Source organism: Clostridium beijerinckii (assembly GCF_008705175.1).
Classification (GTDB): Bacteria; Bacillota; Clostridia; order Clostridiales; family Clostridiaceae; genus Clostridium; species Clostridium beijerinckii.
In genome coordinates this window covers 3,408,277-3,421,241 of record NZ_CP043998.1, presented here as the reverse complement: position 1 = coordinate 3,421,241, position 12,965 = coordinate 3,408,277, and the positions used below count along the sequence as shown (strand labels likewise).

Sequence of the window (12,965 nt, the reverse complement as noted above, 5' to 3'; positions counted from 1 at the left end):
AAATGAAAAAGAATATAGTTACTAAAATTATTATAGGTTTAACAACAAGCTTGTTTGCATTAGGGTTAGCAGGATGCGGAAACAGTGGAAGTACTGATACAAAAGCTACGGAAAAGAAGGATTTAACAATAGGAATATCTCCTGGACCATATAGTGAGCTATTTACAAGCGCTGTTAAGCCTATATTAGAGAAGAATGGTTATACAATTAAAGAAGTGAATTTTTCTGATTTGAGACAAGCTGATGTGGCATTAACAGAAGGAAGTATTGATTTTAATGTAGATCAACACAGTGCATATGCAAATAATTTCAATAAAGAAACTAACAATAAGCTAACTCCAATTACTCCTATTCCAACAGTTCCAGCAGGAATTTTTTCGAATAAGCATACTTCAATTGACCAAGTAGCTAAAGGTCAAAAAGTAGCAATTCCTAATGATCCATCAAATACAGCAAGAGCTTTTAGACTTCTAAAAAAAGCTGGATGGATTAAGTTAAAGGAAGATGCAAATCCAACAACATTAACTATAAATGATGTAAGTGAAAATACTTACAATCTTGATATAACACTAATGGATTCAGCACAAATTCCACGTGCATTAGATGATATAGACTTTGCAGTACTTCCTGGAAGTATGGTTTACGCATCTAAAATAGATCCTTCAAAATCATTATTATCAGAAGATGTTAGTAAAGAATTACAACTTCAAGTAGTTGTTGATGAAAAGAATAAGGATAGTAAATGGGCAAATGATATAGTAGAGGCATATAAATCTGAGGAGTTCAAAGATTATATGGCAGAACACAATAAGAATAATTACTGGTTCATACCAGATGAAATAAAGTAAGACAGTTTTATATAAGCAATTATATATTGATATTTAATATTAAAAGGTTACTCTGATTAATTTTTTTAAAAGAGTAGCCTATATATTTATTGAATATGAAATTATAGAATATTACTAACTTGAAAGACCGATGAAATTACGATTAGTAGATCTATTATAAAAGGAGGGAATAATTATGAATGAAATTGAAAAAAAGATAATAGATATCATTGATAAAAATAGAGATAAAATTATTGCTTTTGCAACAGATATATATAAGCATCCAGAGCTTGGCTATAAGGAAAAGAGAACATCAGAAAAGGTATTAAAAATTTTAAAAGAGAATAGTGAAGAAATTGAAACCAATCTTGCAATTACTGGTATAAAGGGGTATTTAAAGAGGAAAAATTCAGAGGAGATAAAGGTGGCATTAATTGGTGAGTTAGATGCTGTTGTATCACCAGATAACCCATTTGCTGATAAAAAAACAGGAGCCTGTCATGCATGCGGTCATCATACTCAATTGGCTGGAATCATAGGAGCGGCATTTGCACTGTCAGATGATGAAATAAAGAATTCATTAGATGGAAATGTAGTGTTTTTTGCGGTACCCGCTGAAGAGTATGGTGAAGTAGAATTTAAACTTTCTTTAAAAGAAAGGAATTTAATTAAGTATGGAGGAGGAAAAAGCGAGCTTATTAGAATTGGAGCATTTAATGATATAGACCTTTCTGTGGTACATCATTCTGATCCTACAGGAGCTGATATTGTAGTAGGAGATAGTACAAGCAATGGTTTTGTATCGAAAGTTACAAAATATAAAGGAAAAGCATCTCATGCAGCAGGAACACCACACTTAGGTATTAATGCTGTAAACGCAAGTTCACTGGGCTTGAATGCAATAGCATATCAAAGAGAAACTTTTAAAGATGAAGATTCAGTTAGGGTTCATTCAATAATAACCAAAGGAGGCGGATTAGTGAATGTAATTCCTGATGAAGTAGTAATTGAAAGTCTAGTCAGAGCAAAAAATGTTGAAGCTATTAGAGATGCCAGCAGAAAGGTGGATAGAGCCTTTAAGTCTGGTGCTTTAGCAGTTGGAGCGGAAATAGAGATAATTACGGCACCAGGGTATCTTCCAGTAGTACCTTTAAGACCGTCAAAAGAAATTTTAGAAATAGCACATGAAATACTGCCTAATGGAAGGGTTGAGGAAGTTGATCCTAATAAACATACAGCAGGCTCTAGTGATGTTGGGGATTTGACTCATATTATGCCAGTATTAAAATTTACTACAGGTGGAGTTGAAGGCGGATTACATTCAGAATATTTCAAAGTAGTAAATGATGAAATAGCTTATATTGCTACTGCAAAAATCATGGCTTTAACAGCCTATAGATTACTAAAGGAAAAAGCAAAGGAAGCTAAAAAGATTAAGGAAGGGTTTAAGCCTAAGTTTACTATTGACGAATATAAAGAATACATGGATAATTTTGATGAGATATTTAAGGGTGATTATAAAAATGAATAAACCCGATAGCAGGCACATTTAGTGAATCAAGAATATATTGTTCACTAAATGTGCTTTATGCTTAAAAGACAGATATGTAAGCATAAATAATAATTTGGAACTAGAATTAAGGAACAAGTAAAAAAAATAACAATTTAACCACATGCTTAAATTAAAACTTATATCCATAATGGCTAAAAGATGATATACTAATATGAGAAAGGGAGCGGGTTTCTTGGAAGCATATAAAAGTTTTGAATCATTAAATGATAGATGTAGATATATCTTTCGAATCATACAAGAAAATGGTCCTATAGCTAAAAATGAATTGGCAAACGTAACTAAGATAAAATTAACTACATTAAATAGAGATCTTAAAATATTAATTGACGAAAAAATTATTGTGGAAAGTGATATTGGAAAATCTACAGGGGGAAGAAAGCCTAGTTTATATGATGTTAATCATAGTGAATTTTATATTATTGGAATTGATATTTCAAGAATTTATACTAGAATAGTTATAACAAATTTGAAATTAAAAATAATAGAAGAAAAATTATTAAGCCATGAATATGATATGGATACAATATCTGAAATTATACCTAATGTTATAAAAGAATGTTATATGAAATTAAAAATACAAAAAGCATCAATTGTTGGAATTGGAATAGGAATAGTTGGTGGATTTAATTCAGATCAATTAAAAGATGAATTAAAAAGAGAATTTGATACAATGATATGTATAGATAATGGTGCAAATGCAGCTGTTATAGGTGAATATAACTTTGGGATTGGAAAAGGTAAAAAGAATATTGCATATATTAACTGCGGTGTAGGAATAAGAACGGGGATCATATCATCTGGAGTTCTAATTCGAACTATTAACAACGTAGAAGATGCATTTGGACATATGGTTGTTGATGCTGACGGGGAATTGTGTTCCTGCGGAAATTATGGATGTATAGAAAGTTATGTATCAATATCAAATATAACAAAAAAATTTATAGATGAAATAAAAGAAAATGAATTATCTTTGTTAAAGAAAAATTTAAATGATATTAATTATATAGATGTTTGTAACCTTGGGGAAAGAGAAAATGAAGAGGCTATGGGTATTATAAAAGATTCGGCTTTATATTTTGGAATAGGACTTTCAAATTATATTAAGTTATTTAATCCAGAGCTTATAATTTTAAGTGGCCCATTAATACAACAATCAAAGTTGTTTTATGAAACTACAAAAGAAATAGCTCTTCAGAAGTGTCACATAAAAAATAATAATATTCAATTTATTAGGGGTGGATATTTTGAAGATAAATCTATAGCTGTAGGAGCTTGTGCTATGGTTATACAAAAAATACAAAACGAGAAGATAAGGAAGTGAAATTATGAATCCAGTAGCATTTTCAATTGGAGGATTTGATATTAGGTGGTATGGGATATTAATTGCAACAGGTATTATGCTTGGAATACTAATATCTCAATATAATTGTAAGTGGAGAGAAGTTGATTATGATAATTTGCTAAACATTGTATTATTATCTATTCCAATTGGTATAATAGGTGCAAGACTGTATTATGTAATATTTGAATTTGATAACTATAAAGATAATATTATTAATGCTTTTAATATAAGAAATGGAGGACTTGCGATCCATGGGGGGCTAATTTTTGCATTAGGAACAGCATTAATTTATACAAGAGTTAAAAAATTAAGCTTTATTAAGTTTGCAGATGTGGCAGCACCGTCAATTATTTTAGCTCAGGCTCTAGGAAGATGGGGGAATTTCTTTAATCAAGAGGCACATGGGGATGTAGTTAGTTATGAATTTATTAAGCATTTTCCTATGTTCATTCAAAAGGGGATGAATATAAATGGATTATATTACAATCCTACTTTTTTATATGAATCTCTCTGGAATTTAACTATATTTATAATACTGATGATTATGCTCAGAAAATGCAAAAAAAATGGAATAGTATTTTTTACATACATAGGATTGTATTCTATAGGTAGATTCATAATTGAAGGAATGAGAACAGATAGTTTAATGATAGGAAGTTTTAGAATGGCTCAATTGGTAAGTTTAGCAGGAGTCATTGCATGGATAATATTTATAGCTGCAAGTTATTATAATAGCAAATCTAAGGAGAATACTTATAAAGAGTAAAATTTATAATTTTATTTGTTAAAAAGGAGCTCAATTTAGGGTTCCTTTTTTATAATGTTATAAAATATCATTTGATTTGTTTAATAACTGAAATTTTAAAAATAATTTAATGAAGTTAGAATAATGTTAAGTAAAAGGTAAGCTGATATTTTAATGATATATCGGCTTACCTTTTTTTGCATTAATATATATGTCGCAAAAATAATTCTTCATCACAATTCTAAAAATATTGCAAGAATTTCAGCCATAATTGTGAAATGTGTATTGCAACATATACATAGTTTTATTGTGTGATAAAGTTACTGATAATAGAAGAGCAATTTTATAAAATAAAAAGAGACAAACAAGTAAGGTTAGAAGTTTAGTTGGAAAGTGATTAGTTACCTTTTAAACTAAGCCATCCAGATTGTATTCAATGTGGAAAGTGTGTTATTGAATGCCTAAAAAAGCAATTGGATATAATAAAATTACTATAATGTAAGGAACTAAGCACAAAATTGTGTTTTGAAATATAAAATTTAAAACTTATATCCAAAATGGTTAAAAGATAGTGTATAATATAGGAGAGTTATATTAATATAATTAATAGTTTTTTAATTTTAAAAACTTGTTTAATTATAATGCATAATTGTTATGGAAGAAGGTTTTAAATTTGATACAATTTTTATGGTTAACCCCATTGGGATTTTTAGTTGGAGCATTTGGAACTCTAATAGGTGCAGGTGGAGGCTTTATATTGGTACCTATTTTATTATTGTTATATCCAGATAAGAGTCCAGATACAATAACTAGTATTTCTCTAGCAGTTGTATTTTTTAATGCATTATCTGGCTCTTTTGCTTATTCTAGAATGAAACGTATTGATTATAAATCAGGAATAATTTTTGCAATAGCAACACTACCTGGCTCAATATTAGGATCAGTTATAACATCATACGTACCAAGGCAGCTTTTTAATGGGATATTCGGTGTGTTATTGGTTATTATATCTGTATTTTTGATATTAAGGACCAAGGAGGAGAAAGTAGAAAATAGCTTGGTAGTTAAGAATGGCTACATTACAAGAACAGTGGTAGATATTGAAGGGGTAGAACATACATTTTCATATAATCCCGTAACTGGAATAGTTGTAAGTATTTTTGTTGGCTTTATGTCTAGCTTTTTAGGCATAGGAGGAGGAATAATACATGTTCCAGTACTTGTCAATATATTAAATTATCCCGTTCATATTGCAACGGCTACTTCGCATTTTGTTCTAGCAGTAATGTCATTATCAGGAACTATGGTTCATATAGTCAATGGAGTGCTTCAGTCAAGCTTTATCCAAACAGCTGCATTATCTATAGGTGTATTATTTGGAGCACAGTTAGGTGCGAAGCTTTCAAAAAAGATTCACGGAGTAGCGATAATTAGAAGTCTTGCAGTTGCGTTAGCTATTGTAGGGGTAAGAATATTTATTATGGCATTTTAAATCTTGAATCATTAAATATTTTAATGGTTATCATTAGGTATTTATATTATATTTATTATCATATATCTATTATACTGAAACAAAATGAGAAAGAATTAGTAATTCATAGTTAGGGAGATGTATGATTATTATGGTTAATGAGAAGAGACAAAAAGAAATGAAGGCATTAGGTTTTTTATTACAAAATGATAGGGAACATTACGCAGTAAGGTTTTTAAGTAGAGCAGGAAATTTTACAGTTGAAGAATTAAACAACATAAATGGGATTGCTAAAAAATATGGACGAGGGTATTCAGGACTTACAACAAGACTTCAAATTGAAGTTCCTTGGATTAAAGATGAAGATGCAGAAAAAGTAATGGAAGAAGCAAAATCTTTGGGACTACGTCATGGTGGAACGGGTCAAAAGATAAGGCCATTAGTTGCATGCAAAGGAACTGTATGTCTGCATGGTAACATTGATACTCAGGCAATTTGCAGAGAACTAGAGGAAAAATATTTTGCTACAGATACTCCTCATAAGTGCAAAATAGGAATAGTTGGTTGTGCAAATAATTGTGCAAAAGCTAATATAAATGATATTGGAATAATGGGAAAGACAATCCCAGAATTTAATTTGGACAACTGTGTTGGATGTGGAATTTGTGTTAAAGGTTGCAGGCAAAAAGCATTAGAGGTAGTAAATAGAAAAGTAGTATATCATGAAGAATTATGTGTAAGTTGCGGTGAATGTTCTAGACTATGTAGAACCAATGCAGTTGGTATTAAAGAAAAAGGTGCAGAAATTTTTGTTGGTGGAAGATTTGGACGAGGAATAAGAATAGGAGATTCTTTAGGAAAGATATTTAAAGAAAAAGACATAGTATTTGTAGTTGATAAGATTATGGAATGCTATAGAGAAATTGGAGTAAAAGGAGAAAGAATCTCGACAGTAATGGATAGAGTAGGAAAAGAAAAATTCATATCTGAAGTATTAAGCAGACAATAAGACATTTTATTTGTTGTCCTTTATAAACCTTAGCTTAGTTATAGAGAGAAAGACTATGAATTGGTTTTATCTCTCTTTTTTGTTATAATTTGTTTATGTGACTATGTCACTTATATTTTCTAAAGATTTATATATAATAAAGTCATAGAAGGAAATAGGTAAGTAATTGTGGAAAATAGACATAAGGTAACTTAACAGAATTTTCACTAATTGTGATTAACTTAATTAGCAGAATACTAATAAGTATAAAAAGAAAATACATAGAGCTTAATAGGTATAAAATCATAATTGATAGAGATTTATATTAAAATTATAAGTTGAGGTTAGGAGGAAATGGTCATGAAGAAAAAAATATTAATAGTTGGAGGGGTTGCGGGTGGAGCATCTGCCGCAGCAAGACTTAGAAGACTTAGTGAAGAAGATGAAATAATAATGTTTGAAAAAGGACCTCATGTATCTTTTTCAAATTGCTCACTCCCATATCACTTAAGTGGAATAATAGACGAGGCTGATAGGTTGGTTCTAATGAGTCCTGAAAAATTTCTTGTTCAATATAATATTAAAGCAAGGGTGAACAATGAGGTTTTATCAATAAATAAAGAGGAGAAGTATATAACAGTTAAAAACTTAGAGAATGGTGAAACATATAAAGAAAACTACGATAAGTTAGTATTATCTCCAGGGGCTAAGCCAATTGTACCTAATATTCCCGGAATTGAAGAAGTGAATATTTTTACAATAAGAAATGTTGTTGATATAGATAAGTTAAATAAATATGTTAAATCAATTTATACACAGGATATTGCAGTTATTGGTGGTGGATATATAGGAGTTGAAGCAGCAGAAAACTTAAGAGATGCTGGTTATAATGTATCCCTAATAGAGGCAACTGACCAAATATTAAGACCTTTTGATTATGATATGGTTCAAATATTTCATAAAGAATTATATGATCATAGTATAAATTTAATTGTTGAAGATAAAGTTGAAAAGTTTGAAAAAGATACGGTGATACTATCATCAGGCAAAAGAATTAGTGCGAAGGTTGTTGTAATGGCAATAGGAGTATCACCGGAAACAGCCTTAGCAAAAGGAGCAGAGTTAGATATTGGAGAAACTGGAGCAATAAAAGTAGATACAAATTACAAAACTAATGATGATAGTATATATGCGGTAGGAGATGCCATAGAAGTTTATAATTCATTAACTCATTCCAATGTGAAATTATCACTTGCAGGCCCAGCTCAAAAGCAGGCAAGATCTGTTGCAGATCATATAAATGGAAAGAAAGGCTTAAATAAGGGATATATAGGTTCATCAGCTATAAAAGTTTTTGATTATAATGGAGCATCAACGGGGTTAAATGAAGCACTTATAAATGTTCTCAACATGAATATACAATATGATGTTGTAAGGGTAATACTTACAGATAAAGTTGGAATAATGCCTAATTCATCGCCTGTACATTTAAAATTATTATATGAAGTTCCAACAGGAAAAATTTTAGGAGCTCAAGCTATAGGTAAAGGTGATGTTACAAAAAGAATTGATGTAATTGCTACTGCTATAAAGTTTGGTGGAACAGTAGAAGACTTAAAAGATTTAGAATTATGTTATGCACCACCATTTGCTACAGCAAAAGACGTTGTTAATTATGGTGGTTATGTTGGTTCTAATCTTTTAAATGGCGATTTTAAGCAGGTTAATATAGATCTAGTCAGAGGACTTGTTGAACATAATGCTTATATAATAGACGTTAGAGAAAGAGGAGAATATGCTAATGGGCATATTAAAAACGCAATTAATATTCCATTAAGTGAACTTAGACAAAGGATAAATGAGATACCAAAAGATAAACCAGTATATTTACATTGTAGAACTGGTCAAAGAAGTTATAATGCAACATTAGCACTACAAAACTTAGGTTTTAATAATGTTTATAATATTACAGGTAGTTTCTTAGCACTATCATTTTACGAATATTTTAACGACCAAACTAAGAATAGAGAAAGCATACTTACTGAATATAATTTTAAGTGATTTTTAATATTTAATTTATTAGTTGCAAAAGGAAAAGTAAGTAAATTATAATATTCAAAAGGTTCAAGTGTTGAATAAGAATAGCACTTGGACCTTTTATTAAATGCAGATGTAAAAAATAATTAGATATATGGTATCTTCATAATTCCTCCACAGTTAAGCGGTAAAATGAATATATAAAGAGAAGATAATTAAAATATAATTTGTATTACTATCATCGACTTCTTCATAAAATCTTTACAAATATTTTGTATTATAAAATAAAAAAAGATTAAAGATATTGATAAGGAGAAGAGATCAGTGGGATTTAAAACAATAATAAAACTTATGGATATAAAAACCCTTGTTGCAGGGTTAGTTCCTGTAATTTTAGGTTCAGTTTATTCAAAGTATGCTTTTGGAAAGTTAAATGCTTTGTATGTTATATTATTAGCAATTGCTATGATATTGATTCAAAGTGCTACTAATATGATTAATGATTACTTTGACTATAAACGTGGAGCAGACAGTAATAAGAGTGGAGATGAAAAAGCTCTAGTTAGTGGTGAAATCACATCTAAGCAAGTATTATTTATAATAATCTTATATCAGTTTATTGCTCTTATGATTGGTCTTTTTTTAGCTAGCCAAACAAGCTATTACATTTTACTAGTCGCTGTAATAGGAGGCCTTATCTCAATTTTATATGCTTTTGGTCCTTTACCTATTTCATATACGCCATTTGGAGAGATTATATCTGGAGTTACTATGGGGATTGGTATAACTACTACAGTGATTTATATTCAATCAGGCATATTTAATATAAATACAATTTTGGTTGCAGTCCCTACAGTATTATTTATTAGTACTATATTACTAACAAATAATTTAAGTGATATAGAAGAGGATAGTGAAGCTGGAAGAAAAACACTGCCTATTATGATAGGTAAAAAAAATGCAAATAAGCTTTGGGTTTTTAATATAATAATGTTACTTGTACTAACAGTCTGTTTAGTGTTAATGAGCATTTATCCCATTGTCGTGTTATTACCTGTAATTTTAATATATCCCTATAAATCAATTAGGAGTTTTCTTTCATATGAAAAAAGTTCTAAAACAAAAGGTAGGAGTATGGGACTTATAGGACAGGTTGGTCTAAAATATCATTTGGCCGTAGTTATTGGATTGATAATTGCAATTATAATGTAAAAAATTATTATGATGTAATGTATTAAAATTTAGATTCTGTCTGATTTGAAATTATAAAAATCCTATGAATATGCAAAAGGTTCAAGTGTTATAATCAATATAGCACTTGAACCTTTTATTATATATAATTAGAATATTTTTTGAAAATATATTATCTTCATAATTACTCCATAATTGAGTAGTAAAATAAGTATATAAATAAGAAGAAAATTAAAGGAGTGATACACAATGAAAAAGAAAGTTATGATTCTAGCATTAGCAGGTATATTAACTGTAAGCGGAATATCACTTGCATATGCGGCAGATAACAATAATACAAGGTTTAATAAATTTAATGGACAAATGATGAATGTGAAAAATGGTGAGGTTAAATCATCATCAAATTATAGAGGAACAATGATGAGCATGATGGGGTCTGGAGCGCAATCAGATGATAATATCAATAAAATGACTGAACTAATGAAAGAGAATGGTTTTAATGATGAAGCAAATGCTATGGAAAATAGAGATTTTAATGCCATGAAAAATTTAATGTCTAATATAAGTGATGAGGATTATAACAAGATGATTGATGTAATGAAAAATAACGGATATGGATCTATGGCAAATATGATGCAATCTGTAGGAAAAGAAAAGATGGCAAAACTTCATCAAAGCATGATGAGGAATTAGTATCATCAAATTTTAAAAAATCGAAATAAATTTAGAATGATAATATGAGAATGGAAGGATGGTCTGGAATGATGATTATACCAATAATTTTAATTATTGCTGTTATATATTTAATTTTCAATCAAGAAGAAAGTAAAAAGCTTAAAGTTTGCAGTGTTAGAGATAATTCTCTAAATATACTAAATGAAAGATTTGTTCGCGGAGAAATAAGTGAAGATGAATATAATAGAATAAAAAGTACATTAAGATCATAGGTAACAGTAAAAAGTCATGTAAAAGGAGTATAGATAATTCTTCTTTTACATGACTTTTTCTGTATAGAGAAAAGGAGTTATCTTAATACATATTGATCGATTTGTAAGAATTTTAATTTTTAAATGTAATAAGGGCATAATGTATATTTTTACGAAAATTTTTCTACATAAAATCTTTATAAATATTTTGTATGATAAAAAATAAAAGTTAAATAATTAAATACGTGTAATAAGTCGCTTATTAATAGGAATAATGCAGTAAAACAGAAGTTTGTATTTTATAAACCTCTGCTTTTTTGATATTTATTATGAATGGCTTTAATAAAAAATTCTTTAAATTTACTTTAATAATGTCTCGGATTTCAGCGGCACATGTGGAATAATTTGAAAATTATGTGTTAACCTATAGGATTTCTACATAATAACTTCATAAAAACTTGTTAATATGTGAGCAGATATAAAATTATTAATAACTTTTAGACTTTGTACCTGTAGAAGGAAGGTTTGACGTGTTGATTTTGATTTTAAAGTAAATTGAAAGGGGATAAAAATGATACAAGATTATTTGATTATTGGAATTTTTCTTATAGCTTCATTTATTTTTGGAATGGTCGTCTTATTAACGGCTTCCTTAGTAAGACCGAAGAAGCCAAATAAAGAAAAATTATCTACTTATGAGTGTGGTGTTGAAACTACTGGTTCAACGTGGATTAGATTTAAGGTCAGTTACTTTATGTACGGCTTAGTATTTCTACTCTTTGATGTTGAAACAGTATTTTTATTGCCATGGGCAGTGAAATTTAAATCATTAGGATTATTCGCACTTTTTGAAATGGTTATTTTTATAGGCATTTTAATCATTGGTTTATGGTATGCGTGGAAAGAGGGGGCATTAGAGTGGAAGTAAATTTTAAACAAGATAAAGAGATTCAAGAGCAAATAGAAAAAAATATTATTTTAACTAAATTAGATGATACTTTAAATTATTTCCGCGTACATTCTTTTTGGCCGTTAACATTTGGACTCGCATGCTGTGCTATTGAAATGATGGCAGCAGGAGGTGCTCGTTATGATATTGCACGTTTTGGATATGAAGTTTTCCGCGCTTCACCAAGACAAGCAGATTTGATGATTGTTGCAGGAACAATTACTGAAAAAATGGCACCTATAGTTAAAAAGATTTATGACCAAATGCCGGAACCTAAATGGGTAATTGCTATGGGAAGCTGTGCAACTAGTGGGGGACCGTTTGTAGATTCCTATAATGTTGTTCCAGGTGCTGACATATTTTTACCAGTAGATGTTTATATTCCAGGATGTCCTCCACGGCCAGAAGCATTAATCCATGGGCTTTTAACGTTAAAAGAAAAAATTATTCATCCGAAAGAGGTGGGAAGAAGTGAGTAAGACTTGTGAAAATCTAATTTTTGAACTGAAAGCAGAATATAAGCAAGATATTGAAATTATAGAAAATACGCAGATTGCTATTCACACAGAAGCAAGTAAATTTCTAGACGTTATAAAAAAGGTAAAGCAATATGGATTTGATTTTTTAGTTGATTTAACAGCTATTGAAGATGATGTATTAAGCTGTGTTTATCATTTTATGTCATTAACTACTCATGAGATGATTAGAATTAAGGTAAAACTTAATGAAAAGCTTGAAATTCCATCATTAACTAAATATTGGCTTGCAGCAAATGTTCAGGAAAGAGAAGCTTATGATTTATTTGGAATTAATTTTATTGGCCATCCAGATTTAAAAAGGATATTATGTCCTGATGATTTTCTAGGACATCCGCTTAGAAAAGATTTTAAGGTTGAAAAGCGAAGGTAGAAAGGAG

Annotated in this window: 13 protein-coding genes and 1 pseudogene; all 14 read left to right on the top strand. The window is 29.5% G+C overall.

The window, feature by feature from the left end; translation table 11 throughout:
- Positions 1–2 precede the first annotated feature (2 nt).
- The 14 genes and pseudogenes from F3K33_RS15320 to F3K33_RS15255 all read left to right on the top strand — a co-directional run bounded on the left by F3K33_RS15320 (position 3) and on the right by F3K33_RS15255 (position 12,958).
- Positions 3–848, top strand: coding sequence for a MetQ/NlpA family ABC transporter substrate-binding protein (locus F3K33_RS15320; RefSeq protein ID WP_039771515.1), 846 nt, complete (start codon positions 3–5; stop codon positions 846–848).
- Between the two features lie 175 nt (positions 849–1,023).
- Positions 1,024–2,358 (top strand): amidohydrolase, encoded by a 1,335-nt coding sequence (locus F3K33_RS15315; protein WP_023975566.1) that lies wholly within the window; start codon positions 1,024–1,026, stop codon positions 2,356–2,358.
- A 214-nt stretch (positions 2,359–2,572) separates the two neighbouring features.
- The gene (locus tag F3K33_RS15310) at positions 2,573–3,721 is read left to right on the top strand and encodes an ROK family transcriptional regulator (protein ID WP_174775796.1); all 1,149 of its coding nucleotides are present in this window, start codon (positions 2,573–2,575) and stop codon (positions 3,719–3,721) included.
- A 4-nt stretch (positions 3,722–3,725) separates the two neighbouring features.
- Positions 3,726–4,508: a prolipoprotein diacylglyceryl transferase gene (lgt, locus tag F3K33_RS15305; protein ID WP_039771511.1), complete on the top strand. Its 783-nt coding sequence runs from the start codon at positions 3,726–3,728 to the stop codon at positions 4,506–4,508.
- 392 nt (positions 4,509–4,900) lie between these two features.
- Positions 4,901–4,989: pseudogene (locus tag F3K33_RS27155) on the top strand (4Fe-4S binding protein); the annotation flags it as partial.
- 171 nt (positions 4,990–5,160) lie between these two features.
- A complete protein-coding gene (locus F3K33_RS15295; protein WP_039771509.1) occupies positions 5,161–5,979 on the top strand; it encodes a sulfite exporter TauE/SafE family protein in 819 nt (272 codons plus the stop codon).
- Between the two features lie 121 nt (positions 5,980–6,100).
- A complete protein-coding gene (locus tag F3K33_RS15290) occupies positions 6,101–6,967 on the top strand; it encodes a ferredoxin-like domain-containing protein (RefSeq protein WP_171780782.1) in 867 nt (288 codons plus the stop codon).
- Positions 6,968–7,306: 339 nt separating this feature from the next.
- Complete coding sequence (locus F3K33_RS15285) at positions 7,307–9,007, top strand: FAD-dependent oxidoreductase (protein ID WP_039771506.1); 1,701 nt, start codon at positions 7,307–7,309, stop codon at positions 9,005–9,007.
- Between the two features lie 300 nt (positions 9,008–9,307).
- Positions 9,308–10,195, top strand: coding sequence for a prenyltransferase (locus F3K33_RS15280; RefSeq protein ID WP_039771504.1), 888 nt, complete (start codon positions 9,308–9,310; stop codon positions 10,193–10,195).
- A gap of 228 nt (positions 10,196–10,423) precedes the next feature.
- Positions 10,424–10,867 (top strand): hypothetical protein, encoded by a 444-nt coding sequence (locus F3K33_RS15275; protein WP_023975559.1) that lies wholly within the window; start codon positions 10,424–10,426, stop codon positions 10,865–10,867.
- 68 nt (positions 10,868–10,935) lie between these two features.
- Positions 10,936–11,121 carry an SHOCT domain-containing protein gene (locus F3K33_RS15270; RefSeq protein ID WP_023975558.1) on the top strand — a complete coding sequence of 62 codons (186 nt, stop codon included), beginning with the start codon at positions 10,936–10,938 and terminating at the stop codon, positions 11,119–11,121.
- A gap of 550 nt (positions 11,122–11,671) precedes the next feature.
- Entirely contained in the window at positions 11,672–12,028 is a 357-nt protein-coding gene (locus F3K33_RS15265; RefSeq protein ID WP_012059188.1) for an NADH-quinone oxidoreductase subunit A, read from the top strand.
- On the top strand, positions 12,019–12,528 hold the full coding sequence (locus tag F3K33_RS15260; protein ID WP_023975556.1) for an NADH-quinone oxidoreductase subunit B: 510 nt from the start codon (positions 12,019–12,021) through the stop codon (positions 12,526–12,528). The genes F3K33_RS15265 and F3K33_RS15260 overlap by 10 nt, the downstream gene beginning before the upstream one ends.
- The gene (locus tag F3K33_RS15255) at positions 12,521–12,958 is read left to right on the top strand and encodes an NADH-quinone oxidoreductase subunit C (protein ID WP_039771502.1); all 438 of its coding nucleotides are present in this window, start codon (positions 12,521–12,523) and stop codon (positions 12,956–12,958) included. Before F3K33_RS15260 ends, F3K33_RS15255 begins: the two co-directional genes overlap by 8 nt.
- Positions 12,959–12,965: the final 7 nt, after the last annotated feature.